This window comes from Dyella psychrodurans (assembly GCF_003363265.1).
Classification (GTDB): Bacteria; Pseudomonadota; Gammaproteobacteria; order Xanthomonadales; family Rhodanobacteraceae; genus Dyella_B; species Dyella_B psychrodurans.
The window spans coordinates 17,912-36,077 of the sequence record NZ_QRBF01000012.1; the positions used below are offsets into that span (position 1 = coordinate 17,912).

Genomic DNA, 18,166 nt, shown 5'->3' on the forward strand with positions numbered 1-18,166 from the left:
CCTATCAAAACGCACTCTGCCCTTCCCCTTGCCACCTTCATAGGCTTTTTTGATCGGCGCGATCAATATTTCAAAATAGCGCTGTGGATCGTCGCTCCCTATGCTTTGCATGTGTGCTGGATCATCCGTGATTCTCGTGCACAGCCTGCTTAGCGATGTCTTTGCGGATGGAGTTATGAACAGCCCACTTGAATTTGAGCCACAGACCGATAACAGCCGGCAGATTTTCGACGTCTTCCTTGAAATGGCGAAGCTGCCCGACATGTCGGAAACGATGCTTCAGGACGTGTACTTCAGCGATTTTGAAAGCGCGAGCAGCCGAATTTTCAGAATCTATCGCCATCTCCCGTTGCACTATCACGAGGATTGCGACGAACACTTATACGTCGTGAGCGGCGAAGCCATCTTTCACCTCAATGGAACCGAAAGCATCGCCAAGCCGGGCATGTTTGTTCGCTTCCCGAGAAAGCAGGTGCATGGATTCCCAAGAGTCCTCATACACCCCTTCGTCATTCTTGCCATCGACGTACCACGACGCCGTCCGGATGACATTGTTTTCGTCAATCCTGAGGACGGAGACGCAAAATCCTTCATGGGGCGAAATGCCACGTAAAACACCTAAAAATAACGGCACCTAAAATAAGGGCACCTGGGACCGTTACCATTCCTTATTCCTCGGGGATCGTTTTTCCTTACGCCAAGCTTGCACAGCCGCCCCCTCAAAAAAGCGGCATTCAGGGCAGGCGCCTGTCCACCCACCTCTCGCGCCCGGGGCGTCCGTAAACGGTGCCAGGGGTGGGCAATTCCTGCGAATTAACGCCCTTCATTTCCCCGCCTCTTCGGCAATTTTTTTGGGGTTTTCAGTCCCTATCGTCTTGCATTTCTTTCCGCTAAGCTCGTAGCAAGCGTTTATATCCACAGGGGAAATTCATGTTTCAAATGGCCGCGCGCAAGCGTGCCGATAGTTTCGCGTGTGCTGGACGCTCGTGTTGCAACGAGTAGCCTGGGCGAAAACTTCGCGCAAATCACGGTTGTTACCGAAAGCGGCAAATCATTCATCCCCCAGCAGTTGATGACCGCGTCGGTACTCATCGGGTAACGAACGCGCCATCCACTCGTCCGGTTTTCGATGCAGACGCCCAAGGCATTGCGCGCGTTGCTGCTTGAGTTGCGAGCGACGCGCGTTTTCAATGTTTTCAAATCAGGTAAGTGGTGTTTTAAAAAGGTACTTCTACAACGAGGGTTTTATGTTCAAGAAAATGACTGTGCAGGTTGTTGCCGCCGCATGCGTCGTGGCCGCCAGCGCGCTCCAGCCCGCTCTGGCACAAACCACAAGCAGCGTCGGGTCGATCGTCGGGATCGGCGCAGGCTGGAGCGCCGATATTTTTAGTCTTGCTGTCACCAACACGGTTCCCAATCCTGCCGGCTGCGCGTATTCCGACGCATACGTCATGAGCAGCAACGACCCCGGCTACAACACCATGTATGCGGCTGTCCTGACGGCCTATTCCACGGGGTCGCAAATCGCCGTTACCGTCTCGAACACCCTCTGCACAGCGGGTCGTCCGACAATCATCGGCGTCTCGGTTTACAACTCATAGATCGAGAGCGCGTCGGCGGCAACCCGGGGCACCTTTAGCGGTCGACGCCTGGTCAAGGCATGCGATTGGGAATCGCACGTCGTCGCGCGTCGCCGCACCGAAGTGGACTTTCGTACGGCCATCGCCTATGGATCGGTACAGCCCCAACCGATGGCAGCCTTAACCTTCAGGACTTCAGATCATGGCGCTAAAACGCAAATGGACCGCGAAAGCCCGGGGAGCATCCGCGACGCGGAACGCCCGTGCGGGGCTGACAGGTATGTTCTTGTTGACCGGCCTGCTCATGACAGCTACGCCGCTGATGGCTCAGGAAAGCGCAAACGCTACGCCCGATACGACCGTGAAAACCGCGGACGATTCCGAGAACGTCCAGTTTGCATTGATCCTGAAATTGCGGAATCAGGACGAGCTCCGCCGCGAACTGAAGAACGTATACAACCCGCTGAATCCGAATTACCACGCCTTCCTGAGCGCTGCGGATTTTCAATCCGAATTCGCACCTTCCGCGGACGATTATTCGGCGCTGAAAGCCTTTGCCGCGAAACATGGCCTGCACATCGTCCATGAGCACGCCGGTCACACCATGCTCAGTGTCTCGGGTAGCGCTGCAACCGTTCGCGATCTTTTCAAGACTCACATGGTCTGGCGTCAATCCAGGGAGGGCAAGCAATACCTTGCTGCCGACGCTGCACCTACGGCACCGTCCGAACTTTCCAGTTTAGGCGGCAGCATCGTCGGTCTGAACCAAACGCCACTCAGGCCGTTTGCCGTGCCCACGCACCGCACCGCCAACAGCAAGCCAAGCGCGGGGTCCGGTCCGGATGGCTTCTACACACCCGCCGATATCAGGACGACCTATAACCTCAACGGCATGGAGAACGGCGGCGAACCTGTCGCATTGGTCGAGTTCTCGTCGGCCAATTATTCCGACGCTGCCGTGTATGCCAACACTTATAAACTGCCCAACCCGGCGCTGACGCAAATCGCCGTCGATGGTGGAAACACCGACACGACGAATGCCTTCGAAGTGATGCTCGACATCGAAATGGTGATGGCCATTTCCAGCCCGTCGAACATCTACGTATACACGGCGCCCAATACCGTCGCCTCCGGCATGGATACGTTCCTCCGGATCGCCGAAGACGACCAGGTTGGCCAGGTAAGCACTTCGTGGGGCGTGTGCGAAGCCGAAGTTTCCCAAGATACCGTGGACATCCAGAACCAGATATTCATGCAGCTGGCAGCGGAAGGTATCGCCGTGTTTGCCGCCACCGGCGACTATGGCTACAACGGCTGCCAGGGAACCAGCGCCGGTGTCGCCGATCCCGCGTCACAACCCTACGTGACGGGTGTTGGCGCAACGACACTGACGACGTCGTCGTCGCAAGCCTATGAAGGAGAATCCGTCTGGTACAACGCCAATGCGTCACCGTATCCGTCGGGCAGTGGCGGTGGCGTCAGCATGTATTGGCCAATCCCCGACTACCAGACTGGCGTTAAAGCAGCGTCAAGCCAGTTCTCCAGAACCATGCGCAATGTCCCGGACGTTTCCGCGGATGGCGACCCCGACACCGGCTTCTACGTCTATTGCAGCCAATGCAACGGCTCAGGCGGCGCTGGATGGGGTGGCTGGGGCGGCACCAGCGTGGCTGCTCCGCAATGGGCCGCACTGTGGAGTCTCATCGGCAAAGCGATGTCCAACGGCGTTCCCGTCCGCGTAGGTTTCGCCAACCCGGCGCTCTATTCCATTGGTGAGAGCGGTGCTGGATATGTCAGCGCCATGCATGACGTGATCACGGGCAATAACGGTTACTACGACGCCGTGATCGGATACGACAATGCGACCGGCTGGGGCTCCTACAATGGCGCCGGTTTGTTGCAGCAGGTAAAGACCTGGAAGAGGAAAAGAACGACGATTGCGCCTGTGATTCATTACATCTTGAGTCACAATCAGTCAGGCTGATCGCTATTGGGGCATAAACCACGGTAGCTGGTGGCATTATTTAAGATCATCAGCCCGCAAATAAGTGGACCACCCTGGGAATGTCGAAGGCCCCGACGCGAAGACCCGAGCACGATGCGCAACTTATTTAAAAAAGGCCCCGCCAAGCGGGGCCTTTTGTGTTGCACTTGGAACTCTTCCTCTACTCGCGGAAACAACGGTACCTGGTACCGTCATTTGAAGAAGCACGTCGATACGTTCCTTTGACGCTGAGTGATTCTTTACTCGCCCCCTCGTTCTTCGATCCGAACCACTTCTTGAACATTTTCGCAGTTCCCTCTGGGCAGCGGCAGGCAAAGCAACAAAGAGCTTAGCTGGCTTTGCGTCGAGCTTTGGCCAAGGTCGCGGTGAAGCACTGTCAGGCGTGCGCCAGTGCGTAATCCATCGCCGCACGCACCGCCGCGACCTGTGCCTGGATACATTGCTCCGGCGTCGCACGCGGGCTGTCGGGATAAACCTCCGTGGTCGTCGTGTAACGCGCGCCGGTAACGCTGGCACACAGGCCAAGCTTCTTCAGCGCGTATTCGATCACACCCGGCGCCACCACCAGCGAGCCGATAATTTCGCTGTTCGCATCCGCCGGCGCGATATGCGTCACCTTCGACACCGCCGCCAGCACAGCCTGCTGGAACGCCGGTTGCGGGTTCGCGGCGTCATCGACCAGATAGAAGCCATCCGGGACTTTACCGGGCACGAACACCTTGCCATCGCGCGCGGCCAGTGCACGGCGAAATTCGGATTCGTCGCTATCGGTGGTTTCGTGCAGATCGATGTGCATCAAAAAGCGGCCACGCAACGGCGCGACCAACCACATCAGAGCAGCCGACTCGCCCGACGGGCTGCTCTCGTAGAAGGAACGATTCGGATCGATGGCATCAGGATTCCAGCGCTGGATACGTTCGTAGGACCACGGGCTGATGCAAGGCGTAACCAGTATGTTTGCGCGCCGCGCATAGTCGGCCATATGTTGCTCGGCGAAACGAAGCGCCCCATGTACGCCACTCGTTTCGTAACCGTGCACGCCGCCGGTGACCAGCATGACGGGGAGATCATCCCGCCAATTTCGGGTCCGAACGGAAACCAGCGGGAAGCTGCCCTGGGCGTAATCAAGCCGACCATATTCCGACACGTCGAAGCGGGCGCGAAGCCCGTCGATCGCAGCGATCACATCTTCTTCATAGCTGCGTTGGCGAACCTGCCGCGAAAGCCACGCGTCTCTTTCCGCCTTGCCCCAAGCTTGCCCTAGTTCGCCAATGGGGTAACCGGCATCGATGTTGTCCATGCTTTTGTCCTGTACCTCAAAATTTGCAACCAGTTTTTCTCTTATTCACGCCTGCGTTGGTTCGAAGTTTCATGCCATGGCAGGCAATCTGTATCACGCATGTTACACGTTGACGCCCATAAATATTGGCGGGACTATTGCCGCCGTTTGTTGCGTCAAAAAGGGTGATTTTTTACGAAATGAACCGTCACACCATTCATTAAACCTGGGAGGTTTACATGAAAATCAGTCGCAGCGTTCTCGCCGCGTTCGTTGTCCTACTCGGCACACTCGCCGCATTCCAGCCTTCGAATGTGCGCGCACAGACCAATACGGATATTGCAAGAAGTGCCTTTCAAGTCACCGTAGAAGTCAACGTCAACAATTTCGTCTTCACACCGGTCAGCATTCCGAGTGGAAAGCGACTGGTTGTCCAAAGCGTGAGTCTCTCGGGCGCTGCGCAAACGACGGGTGCCTATGTACAGCCCATCGTCATCCTTGCATCAGAGCTCGGCACCGCAGGCTTCAATTACAATTACTTTGGACCCAATCCTTCAACGGTTGATCCGACACAATTTTATGCGTCCTACCCGACAACCATCTATGCGGATGCGTTACAGGTCGGGCCAGCGTTTGCAGGCTACACGCCGTCATTCATGGCATTCAACGTGGTGATCAACGGGTATCTCGTCGATCTTCCCAAAACAGCTGCTTCTGCGGCCACCAGTCAGCAGGAACAAGGTCCTGACGTAAAGCTACTGGGAAATCACAGCATCGTAGTTCACTAGAAATATCCTGCGAAAAAGGGCTGGAGGTAATTGAGCGACTTCAACTACCTCCGGCTTTTTTTGAGCCACAACAACCCTTCAACCTCAGCCGCCGCCATTTCCCTTGTAAAGCAGAAACTCACCCTGATGCTGCTTTTTTGGCTCAGCGAAGATGGAAGCAGCTACTCGTTTCGCCATATCTTCCAACATGTCATCGGGCGTCGCGAGATGAGTCGTCGACTTCTCTTGATAGGCATAGCTCGCTATCGCCTGCCCGTCCTTGACGCTCAGCACACGCACTGAGATACCTGCGCGATCCGAGTGAAGTCCCACCAGCCCGCTGCGGTAATAATCCTGCACCTCGCCATTGATGACATAGCGGTAGCCTTTGGCCTGGGCATAAGCGACTGCCGCATTGTCAGTAAGCTGTGCGTTGGCTCCAACGGGCCTCGGCAGCGGGACGGCGTGCAGACCCGGCTTTTGCGAAATGACGCGGACAAAAATGGAACTGGCCGTCGCCCCGGAGCCGGCACAATCCGCCTGATTGGCGATACCGCAGTCCTGGAACATCACCACGGCAATCGTGCTTCCGTGGGGAACGCGATGCTTTACCTCGATGGACGGGTCGGTGGCACATCCCGCCAACAGCATCAGCGTTGCCAAAAGGGCGCGTGTACGCATGGTCATGACCGACTCTCTCCAAGCCTTGAAAGTGCCATCGCTACGAGACGGGAAGGATACCAAACGAAGGAAGGGGCGGAGTGGACGACTCCACTCGGCCCCCTTTTCGGCAGATGATTATGGCAATTCGCCTGGCTCGTACCGATAGGTTTGAGATTCCCATCGTGACGCGATAACCATGTTGTACCCGTAAACAAGTCGCACCACGATCGCGACTTGTTTGGACTTTTCCGGGTATACACCCCGAATCACGCGAGCCGCCGCCCTGGCCACATCGGCATCGGACGTCATGGGAGCATCAAGGGTCAAGTTGGCCTGTAAATAGCTGCTGGTTTGGCTTTCTCCGTTTCTATAGACGAATGACTTGCCATCCACAAAACCAGCACTGCGCACATGCGGTTGCTGCAGGAGTTGCTGCTGCACCGCCAATATGGGTTGAAAGGCTGCCTGATGCGCGATCAGCTCACCTAGCAACGGCGCGCCAAACGCCAACAATGCGATCAATCCGACTACAACGAGATGTCCGCGCCACATGGCGACCGGCGGCAGGCGGAGTCCTGCGGGTTTGACGTTAACGACGTACGACCGCACAACCAGGTCGTGCAAAGACTGCCGTGTTCTCCGATTGAACACGTACAGATAAAAAATGCTCAGCGTTCCCCCGAACAGAACAAGTGAGACCAGGGTACCCACGAATGCGGGCTCTGATTGGAAATCGATGGGCAGGTAGTTAAAGAAAAAAGGAATCCCGAAAGCTGTGTAACGCAGTAGCGAGCGCGGCAACGAAAGACACATGCCGTGCTCATCGACCACCCGCAAACCCAACCAACGCTTGGCCAATGTTTGACCGTTGCCAACTCGGCTATTGAATACACCGAAATACGAGATAGCGATGATAAAGCCTATGATGCGTGCATACACACCAAGCCTGGCTAGCGTGTCAAACAAAAACATGCCAAGCACGTAACCGACTGCACCAACGATTACCAAGTCGATAAGTATTGCGCCTACGCGTGGCCAGAATTTGGCGAACGTCAACTGCGGCAGTTCGTCGAACTGCCCATTCCCCTGCAATGCGTCCATATGCCCCCCCCTTTTGGTAACGAGGATTTTGCCGGAAGTTGTCCGCCATCGGGAAGATGGGCAAATTCGGAAAAGGCGCCGAAGGCAGTTAAGTGACTTTAGCCACCTCCAGTCCCTTTTGCGGCGCTGGGTAAAAGCATTACGACTTTCACATGAATCGCCTGATCCCTTCCTGCTAATTTAAACCTATCGTCGCCGTCGGCCATCCAAAGACCGTAACCCCCGATTTGGAGTCGGAGTGGCGAATTCTGGCGTTACTGGAAGAGACGCCGCAGTCAACAAGGAAAGCAAGTACATCGGCAGCCACCCCCACCCCAACAGGGCTGCTTTGACATCGATAGCCCCACCCATCACCGCGCGAGCGGATGAGCGGTTTTGCGCGCCTGAATGCCCCCTCCCCAGACCCACGAGCACAAGCATGAACATCAATAAAAAATACGCAGTCAATCGCCAGCAGAAACACGGAATCCGCTTCGCGTCCAAGCTCATGTCGACCATTGCCATGGGTGCATTGGGCGCCATGACATTCAGCGCTGCTCATGCGCAAGCCACCGACTCCAGGATCTTTGGCAAAGCGCCCACCGATGGCGCCACCATTACAGCGCACAGCGATACTGGCTTTAACCGCCATGGCACCGTCAACAGCAAAGGTCGCTACACCCTCTCCGAGCTGCGGCCGGGGACCTACGTGGTGTCGCTGGAAAAGGACGGCAAGACGCTCGCCAGCCTGTCTGGCGTTCCGCTCTTCGTGAGCTCGGCATCCGAAGTGGACTTTGCCTGCGACAACGATCAGTGCACGGCATCGCTCGCTCGCTGATCGCGCAAATAGCGACACTGGAACAAAAAGGCCCGTCGACAGACGGGCCTTTTTTTGAGCGGCTGCGCGGCGCGTTACATAAAGCCGCGTTCAGGGGCTTGCGTAGTAAACCTGCATGTTCGGACTCAATTCGTTGCCATAAAGAACGCCAGTCGATGTTGCGCGGTATCCACCTACGACATTTACCGTGTTGATCTTGTAGATAGGAGCGTCTCCTGACTGCGGTTGCCTGAAGGCGACGCCAGTTCCGCCCGGGGTTACGTTGCCCGTCATCGCGCCGTACGGAATGTTTCCATAGTTTGGATTCGTGGCACCGGATGGAACTTCAACAATGGCCTCAGCCGATGAGGCCGTGGTCTGGCTGCTTTGCTGAGTGGTCGAGAACGACCAGTTCTTGCTGTAGTTCCAAATGGCAAGGGTGTAGCTGCCATTGTTATTGGTGACGCTCCCTATGATGTGATCGCCCGGGCTTATCGGATAGGTGGCGGTGCTTATATACACGGGGGGCGCCGGGTACATCTCGTACCAGGCTTGAAAAGTTGGCGCGCCAGTCGCGCAACTAATTGCCACTCCCGTTTGTTGCACGGTGCCGTTCGAGTAGCCATTTAGTCCAACCCATTCGGCAACTAGATTCGATGTGGAACTGCACGTTACCGAAGTAGGTATATTGAATATGGCGCCAACGCTCGTGAAGTTGTGCGTGCTGTCCGATTGAGCAGCACCACCCCAATTTCCAGACGTGACCGTGGTTGTGCTGGGAGGTGCCAGTTCTGTTGAATCGCCTTTGGTGAATACTTTAATCATGGGATGGCCGATGTAGCCATCAGCGGTAATAAACCCAGCATCTGGAGTCAACGATTCATGCATACCCAGAGAAGGCGTTGCGGTTGTTCCGTCGGCGGGTGATGCAGCGACAACCGACGCTGATTGCAATAACACCAATGACACTGCTGCCAGTGAAAAGATAGCCTTCATGTAACTACCCCTTGATGGTCTGCCCATTGCAGACCGGGGCATACTAGTAAGGCGTCATGGAATAGATCCGTCAGACATCATCCATCTAATTTGTAGTCTAACTCCTACTTTTTGTGCACGAATCGTGACGACCAAACAAAGAGGACGGAGCTAGTTAACGTGACTTAATTACCTCTGGACCAGTAAAAGCCCAACCCGCCCCGTTTTCTTGAGTTAATTCAGCCGCACCCATTTCTTGTTTACATAGACACAAATGCCACCTTCAGAACAAGGCTCCAGTTTACCTGCCGCTTCCGCCGCATTGATTTGCTCCACCCACTGGACCTGCTGCAGATTCTGATGCGCATGCCACACCACATAGACGGCCATGGCAATCACCGCCACGGAACCTAGGGTCGCCGCAACGAATGCTTTCCATGCGTTCGCGGTGTGCATCATGCTCAACGCGTGGATGCGCTGCTCCAGCGCGTTGGTGGAAATCTCCACCTTGCCTGCACACGCAATAAGTCGTCTCTCGATATCACCAGTCGCCACCCCTGCCCCCGCAACAATGGCACCGGCCGCCGTTTGCTGAAGCCGTTCGACCGCCTGTTTCCCCGCACTTTCGGCGGTGAGCGCAAGGTTCTGCGCGGTTTGGCTCATCCTTTGCGTGGCCTGATGCGATTCCATCACCACGCGATCGCTGAGTTCTTTCAGATTGTGGGCAAACATCCCCACTTGCACTGCCAATGTTTCAACATCCTGCTGTGCCATATCTCCTCCCTTACATGGATCGGCCGGCCCGCTGTTGCATTTGGCGGGCCTGCGCTTGTGCCTGTTGCTCGGCCAGAGCCTGAGCTTGTACTTGTTGCCGATTGAGTTCGGCGCCTTGCGCTAGCAGGGCCTGGCCGCTGAGCGAGTTCTCATAGGCTTTGCCGATGGCGCAAAGCGAGTCCATATCTTTGTTGGCCGCGGCATGGCACATGGCCTGGAACATGTCGTGAATTGAGCTGTGCCTGGTAATACCTTGCGCATGGCTTGGTGTGTGGCTCGTTTTAGCCGAATTGCTTTGCAGCGCATTCTCGCGTTCTTTCACGACGTCGAGGGTCTTCAGGCCTACAGCGCGGTTGGCGGCACGCCCTTCAAGCTCTGGTGCCAACGCCGGGATGTGGTTGAGTAACTGGCGTTGTCCGTGAATTGCCTGAAGAGTTTCCACACCGGCAATGCCGTCGCTAAGTAAGCTGTGATCGCTTTGGAAAGCACGAACGGCGGCTTCAGTGTTGCTACCGAAAAGCCCATCTGGCTGCAATGTCTGGCCTCGGTTACCGGCATAGCCGAGCATTGCCAAGTCAGCTTGCAATGCAATCACGGCGTTGCCGTGAGCGCCTTGACGGAGAGTGCCGTCGGCCGTGCGGCGATGGCTGGGTTTGCCAAAATCCGCATGATTGCGCTTATCGAAGCCCGGGTCTGTTGGCAGGACCGTATGAGTCTTCTCATACTGTTGAACAAATTCTTCGTATTTGCCTACATAAGGCATGACGTGTTGCTTGGATAACTCAAGGCCACCCGAGTCCGCAACCGGGCCATCATGATGATATTTATAGATGTATTCCTCTCCATGGGCATATCTAGTAGCGATAGCAGCATTATCTTTGTAATGCTCAACTAATGCCTCTGCCTGCTTGGTGAGATCGCCACGGTTGCTATCGTCAATACCGTATTTTGCGCCAGTTTTCGCGACGAATTGCCCCAACCCATATGCCGTCGTCGTTCCGGCAGCAGCGTCTGGATTAAACCCAGATTCATATCGTGCGATGGCTAAAACGTAGGCAGTTTGATGTGCATTCAAACCGCCGCGTTCAGAAGCTTCAATGAGCGCATCGATCACTCGTGATTGCACTTCTGGACTTGCATCCCCAAGTATGTGCGAATTGCCTGCGGGTCTCCCAGGCGATCGATCAATATGGTCCCGATAGTGAGTCTTATCCTCTGTGAGGATTTGATCGTCGCGATACGCTAAGCCCCTTTTTTGGATCATCGAGTCGTAGATTTCGTTACTGGACATTGCTTATAGCTCCTTAAAACAGACAGGGTTGCCATTAGCATCCAGAGGATCACCATCGCATTGGAGGTATTCTTCTTCAGATTTTCCAAGACCCAACTTTTTACTCCATGAAGTGAAATCAATATTGTTGGGAGCCTTATCCCGTGGCGGCTCCATGCCCTCGATGTTTAGAACGGATGGATAACTTGAAGTTAGAAGTTTTCCGTGCGTATCGTAGATGTGAAACCACTCGCAATACTCACACCCGGCCGGTAGCTCGCCATACTCCACGACGAAATAGCTGAGAGCATTCTTTGAGGAAACGGAACAAGCCAAACCGACTGGCGATAGCTTTTCCATGCCTTTTGGGGTTGCCATTTTTGAATAGCGTCCGCTGCCATCTTTCAACATAAGGGACGGATGCAGACAATCTAGCTTTCCACCATGAATAGCGAGGCATCGCAGGCTCATCTCCGCATCACCACATTTCTTGGAAACAACGATTACGCCAAGACTGTCTCCAGTTGCAAGGCAACTCAATGGCATAGCAAATAGCAACAAGGCAACCAACAACAACATCCTTTTCATGACGGCTCTCCTGCAGTTATGACAGCCTTCTCCTGCCGATGAGACATGGTGTTGCTCCTCCTTGATATGACTCAGTGAATGCGATGAACAGAACATTTCCTGCATTAAAGGTCGCGGCAACCCATCGCCACCATTCTCTGCGTCGGCCTGCTCCGGTAAAAATTAAATGCCGTGGACCCAAGTACTGATGCACTAGCCGTAGACACGTCCTCTTCGTCTACTGAGGCTTCTGCATACACGAAACCTGCAGCAAGGACTACTTCATAGAATTCGTTTTTCCCTGTGTTTTCGGCCGTGCCGTATCCATCTCGCGCGCAATGGCCGGCGATTAGCTTGATCGTGTCTTCGGGTAGCAGCTGTTGCCGAATGATCTCTTGATAGTTCTCGCTCGGGTAGAACTTCATCAGCGAAATGGAATAGACCTGATTGGCATCACCGCTCAATGTCACCCCTACATTGCCTTCATTGCCTTTTATCAGACCAAAATCAATACCGACCTTTCCATTTGGCATGTCTACAACGCCGAATCCAGCAAGCAGAAGCTTTCCTCGTCGGTGATAGGATCTCTCCGTTTGGCGAGCTTCGGCACTTTTTACAGGTGCCTTGTCGCTCCATTGCACACCGGGAACATTCGCAAAAGACGACCATGCAGCCCCTTCTTTTGCGATAAGCAGGTTCAACAGGCTTTCCAGGGGGCCTGGCTCACACTTTTCCTGCAGAGCCTCAGTCTTGGCCTCACACGAGGCAGCTTTCGCAACCGACGATGCTGGCGCAGCACCATCGGCGCCACGGGTCGCCGGCGATGCGCATAATGCAAATAGGCAAGCGAAAAACAGACGTTTCATACCACTCCCGTGTCTTCGTATATTTTTTGAGGAATGAAACAAGCACCCGCCTCGACGTTTCTTACTAACAGAGATAAAACTTGGCCATGCATGCTATTTCGCGTCATCGAAGGCGTAGCCGGTGCAGCTATTGAATGCGCGTAACAGCGCGCCGACAATAGTCCGACGCCGCTTTGCGTTGCCGGTTTTGGCCTGACACGCAGCACTTTCGGCGGTGAGCGCAAGGTTCTGCGCGGCTTGGCTCATCGCCTGATGCGATTCCATCACCACGCGATCGCTGAGTTCTTTCAGATTGCTGGCAAACATCCCAACTTTCACTGCCAGCGCTTCAACATCCTGCTGCCCCATATTTCCTCCCTTACATGGTTCGGCCGGCCCGCTGTTGCATATGGCGGGCCTGAGCTTGTACTTGTTGCCGATTAAGTTCGGCGCCTTGCGCCAGCATGACTTGCCCTGCGTGCGAGTTCTCATAGGCTTTGCCAACTGCACAAAGTGCATCCATGTCTTTATTGGCTGCGGCCTGACATATGGCCTCGAACATGTCGTGAATTGAGCTGTGCTTGATAATGCGTTGCGCGAGGTTTGTCTCGGTCGCGGCACCCTGAAGCGTAGACGCGTGCATAGGCGATACGAAATCCGGCCCTTTCAGCCGCATGGCATCACGACCCTCTAACTCCGGAGCGAAGGCAGGAACGACACCCAATAACGCATGTTGGCCATCAATCGCTCGCAAGGTGTGGTCGCCGGCCACGCCATCGCTCTGCACGCCGTGATTGCGCTGAAGAGCTTCGACAGCCTCACGAGTACTGGTGCGAAATTTGTTATCCGTCTTTAGGGGACTTCCCCGAAAATCGGTACGGAAATGTGCCAACTGTCCGCGTAGAAGCCATATTTGTGATGGGCATCGTAAATGCTCTCGATGTCACCTGACGTGTTTACGTCAATGGTCATGTGATCTTTGATAAAGCTCATCAAGCAACTACCACTGCCCGTCGATTCACATGTAACTGCTTCTGGCAATTTCGTACTTAGTGCACAGATATTCGCGTCTGAAACATTTGGATTGTCGGCGCATATTTCTTTGTATTTGGATCCCAGCATGCTATCGAGAAAACTTGAAGAATCTCCGGCGGGGCTCCACTGATCTGAAAGCAGCTGCGTCCTGAAGGCCATATAGCTCATTCCCTCTTGGTACTTAGGACCAAGCTCTTTTGCAGGCAACGCGGAAGACCCAGGCCTCTCGGGTTTTAACGAACCCGATGCCATTGTTGGAGAAACTGTAGCCGCGGAAGGCGCAAACTGTTCAACACCAGACGCTGGCGTTGCTGAGTTGCACGCACATCCCCAAAATGAGAGCACGAGTAGGCAGACGACTTTGGTGCCTTTCATGTGCTGACTCCAGCAGTTATGACAGACTTCTCTTGTCGATGAGACGCGGCCTTAATAATCAACTTTACCGAGGATTCCCTGTCGATCCCTAACTCGTTGGCCATGATTAAATCTCCTTAATTGGCTGGCTGACTACTTAATCTCAATTTCTTGCCTCTATTGGCACGACCGTCATCCGATCGCCAATCAATCTCTCCGTTTTTACACTGATCTTGCCCGAACCTTCCGAAGTACTCTCCGTAACTCGTTCGATCAATTTAGGCTCATCAGATTCAACTTGATACGTTTCAAAAACATGAGTGCAACATCCATCCTTAGCTGTCGTCTTAACCTTTCGATTTTCGACAACAAAGAGTCTGATGCTCCCAACTGTCAGATCGGAATACGCTTGGCTATAGACATATTTGTGTTCGGCCGCATTGAATAAATACACATCAAACGACGGTCCTCCGTATCCGCCATCTCGACCCGTCCACACAATTAGGTCATCATTCCCGTCGCCGTTAACGTCACTTAGCAAAAAGCTATAAGTGCCACGCACTCCACCATCAGTTAGCGGACCTTCATACAACGCATACTTGTTGCTTATGAATACTGCACTTGGCTCGATCACCTGATGGATGTTTGCAGATGAATTAGTGATGGTCAGCCGCACTCCGCTGTTGCAGACAGCGATTTCATCGGTAAAGCTGCTGCAGCCATTTGCTTTCATGTTTATCGTCACAGCATCTGCAGTGACATTTAACTCATTTTTTGCAAGCGAGGCGCTCACGCTAATTGGCGCTCTTGACGCGACGGCTGCATACGCATGAACTGGGAGTAATGAAGTGATCCAAATGATCGCCACGTATTTCATCTGTGGTTGTTCCGTTGCGTTTGAGCTCCGATGTCACAGAGCATGGTTTCGGCATCAGCCATTATTTAACCCTCATATGGCACAGCAAGTTTCCTTTGCCATCGATATGAGCCCCTTCGCACACGATGTCCTCGTCCTCGTACGCACCTAAATTCAGTTTTTTGCTCAATCCATCAAAAGATCGATTATTTGAGGTTATCGATTGGGCGGGTGCAACATTAGAGACCTTGATAGTGGCCGGATCACTTTCAGTTAGGAGATGTCCGTTGGTATCGTAAAGGTGATGCCACTCACACACATCACACCCCATAGGCAAAACGCTATACATCACATGAAAGTAGGAAGTGTTGTCGCTTTTTGATACAACGCAGGCTATGCCTGTTGGCGAACTGTCTTTGAGCCACCGGGGGAGAGGCAGCCTTCTTATTGCACCCCTTGACCTGTAGACCAGTGATGGATGCAAGCAATCTGCCATTCCATGGCCAACTGCAGTGCACCGCAGACTCATCTCAGCGCCGCCGCATTTCTTGGAAACCACTGTTACACCAAGATTGTCGCCACTAGCTACGCAGGTCAAAGGCGTAGCGAACAGCAACACAGCAATCAATAACATCTCTTTTTTCATTTCGCTTCACTGAAGACATGGCCGAAAAGGCCATTCAAGGCGTACCAAAGGGTGCAAACAATAGGCCGATTCTTCGCCGCACTGTGGGCAACTTCCTGTCCTGCGACGACTTACCTTTCTGGCGCGTACTAAAGACAGACCAGCCAAAGGCAGGTTAGCCTGATCACGGAATAGCTTTGAATGTGCAAACCGTGATGAGAGCTCCTATGCGTCGTTATCTGATTTTGTTTCTGCTGCTCACAAGCTTTACTGTCCATGCTGCGACATCGCTGCGCGTTGGCAACAAGGTGCTGACAATCGGCGACAGCGCAGCGCGGGTGCAGGAATTGATGGGGCAGCCGACGATACGTACCTTTGTGCGCCGGCAGTCTGGTGGTCTGCCAGATAATCAGCTGGCGCCCGGCGAGCAGTGGCAATACTCGCAGGATGGAAAGACGATTGTCATCACTGTCATTGGTGGCAGAGTTACCAACTTTGAAACGCTGTACCATTGATTCGTAGAGCAGCCGTAAAAAAGTGCCCTGGCTTTTTTTCCGCTCGCTGAACTCGCAAATAGCGACACTAAAACAAGAAGGCCCGTCGACAGACGGGCCTTCTTGTTTTCAAAAGAGCGGTCAGATTGGGCTTACCAGAATAGTGGCCACCATGTCGCCGCTTGATCTACGAGATCCGTTTGCATGAAGACGGCTGCGGCCGACTTCATGCTTTCCGTTCACCGAAGCCAGACGGTGGCTATACGTTGACCCAGACCGGCTGGGAACCAACAAGCACCGTTTGCCTTCCGGTGCGGCCCGCTTGCAATACACGTCAACGACAGCCACCGTGTTTTGGGCGGAGTCGCTCAACACAAACCTTCTCGCCACCCCGGGATCGGTGGAGTTGTCGATAGCCACTGCGACGAACGGCTGCGAGGCCATGCCCTGCTTCCGCATGGCTTCCCACCCCTCGGCCGCACGCGCCGCTTGTACGTACTGCCTGTGCGTGTTGCCGACAAGGGCCTCCAATCCGTAACCCATGGGTAAGTTGACGAAGTAGGTCTCGTATTGCACCGCTGGTGCGGTGACGGTGAAATTTTGCAAATTAGTGGCACGAGTCTGGTCTTGGGCGACACTGATGCTGCCGGCACAAGCAAGACTGAGTGCGACGGTCGAGGCAATAATCAGGCGTTTCATATTATGACTCCCTACGGACGCCTATGTCCGCGGGAGAATTGTGCGGTGGACGAGAGAAACAAAACGCGACAAAAGGCGAAACAAAATGGACGAAGTTCGTTAAACACGAGTAACGCTCTCTATCTCACTTTCGACATGTCGATTTTGACGTGCGTCATTCGTCGAGTTTGTATGTTGTTTGCCGAGAATTCGAGGCTTTTTTTGAAAGCGAAGCCAAGCGCATTGTCACCATGACTAATGGCCTAGATAGCACTCGACTCAGCTGAAAACTCGTCTCGAATCACTGCCCGTAATCTGCCTGCAACGATACAGAGAGAAAAAGAGCGCTGATCGTGCCAAAAAAACCATTACGACTTTCACATGAATCGCTTGACCGCTCCCTGCTAATTTAAACCTATCGTCACCACCGACCATCCAATGACCGTAGCACGCGATTTGGAGTGGATGTATCGGAGTGGCCGCAGCGAATTCGGGCGTTACAGGAAGCGACGCCGCAATCAACCAGGAAAGCAAGTACATCGGCAACCACCGCTCCCCAACGGTGCTGCTTTGACATCGATAGCCGAACCCATCGCCGCGCAAGCGGTTGAGTGGTTTTGTGCGCCCAAGTCCCTTCCAGAAAAACGAAAAAAAGGGCTCTGATCATAAGGTTGCCCCACGTTTTGCGACCGACAGTCGTCAACAAATCATGGGGATAGATTTGGAGTGGTATGCCACATGCTTTTTTGCTCGTCATCCCGGCGCAGGCCGGAGGCGCTTCACAACAGCGAAGCTGGTCATCCAGTTTGAATACCAGTGCGAAGCACTCAACAACTAAAAAGCTATTCAGTGTGCTGCGCACGCGTATTTCATTGGATCCCGGCCTGCGCCGGGATGACGAGCAAAAACGTGGGGATACCTCAGGCTCCGATCCTTTTTACGTGCAACCCTATTCGATCCCGACGCATCTCATCCGCACGTCCCTCAAACAGTGCAAGGAGGTTGGTGCGTATGTCCGTTGAATCCATCTATCGGTCCGCCGTGCTGGCGGGCTTCGTTGTGTGCATGCTGCCGTTTGCCGCCCATGCTGCGGATCTAACCGTCACCGTGGACGGCCTGCGCAATGCCAATGGCACGGTACGGCTTGAGCTGGATGGTTCGGAGGCCGCCTGGAACAACAAGGCCAAAGCTACCGCCAAGGGCGATGTCAAAGCGGCGGTTGGTGCGGTGACCTACACCTTCAGCGACATCCAACCCGGTACTTACGCACTCGGCGTTTACCAGGACGAAGACAACAGCGGCAAGCTACGCACCAACTTCCTTGGGATTCCCAAGGAAGGCTACGGCTTCAGCAACAATCCCTCCGTGATGCGGATGCCGACTTTCCAGGAAGTGCAGTTCACCGTGGCACAGCAAAACACGACTGTCCTGATACATCTCAAACACGGCATATGAAGGGATAGATGGTTCGATGACGTCGCCGCCAGGTGACGTCATCGAAT

Annotated in this window: 22 protein-coding genes and 1 pseudogene; 8 read left to right on the forward strand and 15 right to left on the reverse strand. The window is 54.2% G+C overall.

Features of this window, described 5'->3' with window-relative positions:
• The first annotated feature begins 175 nt into the window (after positions 1 to 175).
• The 3 genes from DWU99_RS20310 to DWU99_RS20320 all read left to right on the forward strand — a co-directional run bounded on the left by DWU99_RS20310 (position 176) and on the right by DWU99_RS20320 (position 3,564).
• On the forward strand, positions 176 to 613 hold the full coding sequence (locus DWU99_RS20310; protein ID WP_199535888.1) for a cupin domain-containing protein: 438 nt from the start codon (positions 176 to 178) through the stop codon (positions 611 to 613).
• Positions 614 to 1,247: 634 nt separating this feature from the next.
• A complete protein-coding gene (locus tag DWU99_RS20315) occupies positions 1,248 to 1,601 on the forward strand; it encodes a hypothetical protein (protein WP_115479929.1) in 354 nt (117 codons plus the stop codon).
• Positions 1,602 to 1,860: 259 nt separating this feature from the next.
• Positions 1,861 to 3,564 carry a S53 family peptidase gene (locus tag DWU99_RS20320; RefSeq protein WP_158543388.1) on the forward strand — a complete coding sequence of 568 codons (1,704 nt, stop codon included), beginning with the start codon at positions 1,861 to 1,863 and terminating at the stop codon, positions 3,562 to 3,564.
• 397 nt (positions 3,565 to 3,961) lie between these two features.
• Here DWU99_RS20320 and DWU99_RS20325 read toward each other — a convergent pair whose 3' ends face one another.
• Positions 3,962 to 4,885 (reverse strand): M14 family metallopeptidase, encoded by a 924-nt coding sequence (locus DWU99_RS20325; protein ID WP_115479931.1) that lies wholly within the window; start codon positions 4,883 to 4,885, stop codon positions 3,962 to 3,964.
• Between the two features lie 218 nt (positions 4,886 to 5,103).
• Between DWU99_RS20325 and DWU99_RS20330 the strand changes: the two genes are divergently transcribed.
• Complete coding sequence (locus tag DWU99_RS20330) at positions 5,104 to 5,652, forward strand: hypothetical protein (protein WP_115479932.1); 549 nt, start codon at positions 5,104 to 5,106, stop codon at positions 5,650 to 5,652.
• Positions 5,653 to 5,736: 84 nt separating this feature from the next.
• Here DWU99_RS20330 and DWU99_RS20335 read toward each other — a convergent pair whose 3' ends face one another.
• Together DWU99_RS20335 and DWU99_RS20340 are read right to left on the reverse strand one after the other, a co-directional pair.
• On the reverse strand, positions 5,737 to 6,318 hold the full coding sequence (locus DWU99_RS20335; RefSeq protein WP_115479933.1) for a hypothetical protein: 582 nt from the start codon (positions 6,316 to 6,318) through the stop codon (positions 5,737 to 5,739).
• A 111-nt stretch (positions 6,319 to 6,429) separates the two neighbouring features.
• The gene (locus tag DWU99_RS20340) at positions 6,430 to 7,395 is read right to left on the reverse strand and encodes an RDD family protein (protein WP_115479934.1); all 966 of its coding nucleotides are present in this window, start codon (positions 7,393 to 7,395) and stop codon (positions 6,430 to 6,432) included.
• 418 nt (positions 7,396 to 7,813) lie between these two features.
• Between DWU99_RS20340 and DWU99_RS20345 the strand changes: the two genes are divergently transcribed.
• A complete protein-coding gene (locus DWU99_RS20345) occupies positions 7,814 to 8,212 on the forward strand; it encodes a carboxypeptidase-like regulatory domain-containing protein (protein ID WP_115479935.1) in 399 nt (132 codons plus the stop codon).
• A 90-nt stretch (positions 8,213 to 8,302) separates the two neighbouring features.
• Here DWU99_RS20345 and DWU99_RS20350 read toward each other — a convergent pair whose 3' ends face one another.
• The 11 genes and pseudogenes from DWU99_RS20350 to DWU99_RS20915 all read right to left on the reverse strand — a co-directional run bounded on the left by DWU99_RS20350 (position 8,303) and on the right by DWU99_RS20915 (position 15,513).
• On the reverse strand, positions 8,303 to 9,187 hold the full coding sequence (locus DWU99_RS20350) for a G1 family glutamic endopeptidase (protein ID WP_158543390.1): 885 nt from the start codon (positions 9,185 to 9,187) through the stop codon (positions 8,303 to 8,305).
• Positions 9,188 to 9,400: 213 nt separating this feature from the next.
• Positions 9,401 to 9,940, reverse strand: coding sequence for a hypothetical protein (locus DWU99_RS20355; RefSeq protein WP_115479937.1), 540 nt, complete (start codon positions 9,938 to 9,940; stop codon positions 9,401 to 9,403).
• A gap of 10 nt (positions 9,941 to 9,950) precedes the next feature.
• Positions 9,951 to 11,231: a peptidoglycan-binding protein gene (locus tag DWU99_RS20360; RefSeq protein ID WP_115479938.1), complete on the reverse strand. Its 1,281-nt coding sequence runs from the start codon at positions 11,229 to 11,231 to the stop codon at positions 9,951 to 9,953.
• 3 nt (positions 11,232 to 11,234) lie between these two features.
• Positions 11,235 to 11,798 carry a hypothetical protein gene (locus tag DWU99_RS20895; protein WP_147292987.1) on the reverse strand — a complete coding sequence of 188 codons (564 nt, stop codon included), beginning with the start codon at positions 11,796 to 11,798 and terminating at the stop codon, positions 11,235 to 11,237.
• A 104-nt stretch (positions 11,799 to 11,902) separates the two neighbouring features.
• Positions 11,903 to 12,643 (reverse strand): hypothetical protein, encoded by a 741-nt coding sequence (locus DWU99_RS20900; RefSeq protein WP_147292988.1) that lies wholly within the window; start codon positions 12,641 to 12,643, stop codon positions 11,903 to 11,905.
• A 93-nt stretch (positions 12,644 to 12,736) separates the two neighbouring features.
• Positions 12,737 to 12,991, reverse strand: coding sequence for a hypothetical protein (locus DWU99_RS20370; RefSeq protein WP_115479940.1), 255 nt, complete (start codon positions 12,989 to 12,991; stop codon positions 12,737 to 12,739).
• A gap of 10 nt (positions 12,992 to 13,001) precedes the next feature.
• On the reverse strand, positions 13,002 to 13,409 hold the full coding sequence (locus tag DWU99_RS20375) for a hypothetical protein (RefSeq protein ID WP_233511234.1): 408 nt from the start codon (positions 13,407 to 13,409) through the stop codon (positions 13,002 to 13,004).
• Positions 13,410 to 13,424: 15 nt separating this feature from the next.
• A pseudogene (locus DWU99_RS21475) lies at positions 13,425 to 13,514 on the reverse strand (hypothetical protein); the annotation flags it as partial.
• Positions 13,475 to 14,032 (reverse strand): hypothetical protein, encoded by a 558-nt coding sequence (locus DWU99_RS20905; RefSeq protein ID WP_147292989.1) that lies wholly within the window; start codon positions 14,030 to 14,032, stop codon positions 13,475 to 13,477. The pseudogene DWU99_RS21475 and the gene DWU99_RS20905, both read right to left, overlap by 40 nt.
• Before the next feature lie 142 nt (positions 14,033 to 14,174).
• Positions 14,175 to 14,888 (reverse strand): XAC2610-related protein, encoded by a 714-nt coding sequence (locus DWU99_RS20910; protein WP_147292990.1) that lies wholly within the window; start codon positions 14,886 to 14,888, stop codon positions 14,175 to 14,177.
• Between the two features lie 61 nt (positions 14,889 to 14,949).
• On the reverse strand, positions 14,950 to 15,513 hold the full coding sequence (locus DWU99_RS20915; RefSeq protein WP_147292991.1) for a hypothetical protein: 564 nt from the start codon (positions 15,511 to 15,513) through the stop codon (positions 14,950 to 14,952).
• A 206-nt stretch (positions 15,514 to 15,719) separates the two neighbouring features.
• On the opposite strand from DWU99_RS20915, the gene DWU99_RS20380 reads away from it, so the two are divergent.
• Complete coding sequence (locus DWU99_RS20380) at positions 15,720 to 16,007, forward strand: DUF2845 domain-containing protein (protein WP_158543395.1); 288 nt, start codon at positions 15,720 to 15,722, stop codon at positions 16,005 to 16,007.
• A 120-nt stretch (positions 16,008 to 16,127) separates the two neighbouring features.
• Here the strand turns inward: DWU99_RS20380 and DWU99_RS20385 are convergent, their stop codons facing one another.
• On the reverse strand, positions 16,128 to 16,685 hold the full coding sequence (locus tag DWU99_RS20385) for a hypothetical protein (protein WP_199535889.1): 558 nt from the start codon (positions 16,683 to 16,685) through the stop codon (positions 16,128 to 16,130).
• A gap of 710 nt (positions 16,686 to 17,395) precedes the next feature.
• On the opposite strand from DWU99_RS20385, the gene DWU99_RS21070 reads away from it, so the two are divergent.
• Both DWU99_RS21070 and DWU99_RS20390 read left to right on the forward strand, forming a co-directional pair.
• Positions 17,396 to 17,686, forward strand: a complete 291-nt coding sequence (locus DWU99_RS21070) for a hypothetical protein (protein WP_158543397.1) — start codon at positions 17,396 to 17,398, stop codon at positions 17,684 to 17,686.
• Entirely contained in the window at positions 17,676 to 18,119 is a 444-nt protein-coding gene (locus DWU99_RS20390) for a DUF2141 domain-containing protein (protein WP_158543399.1), read from the forward strand. Before DWU99_RS21070 ends, DWU99_RS20390 begins: the two co-directional genes overlap by 11 nt.
• Positions 18,120 to 18,166: the final 47 nt, after the last annotated feature.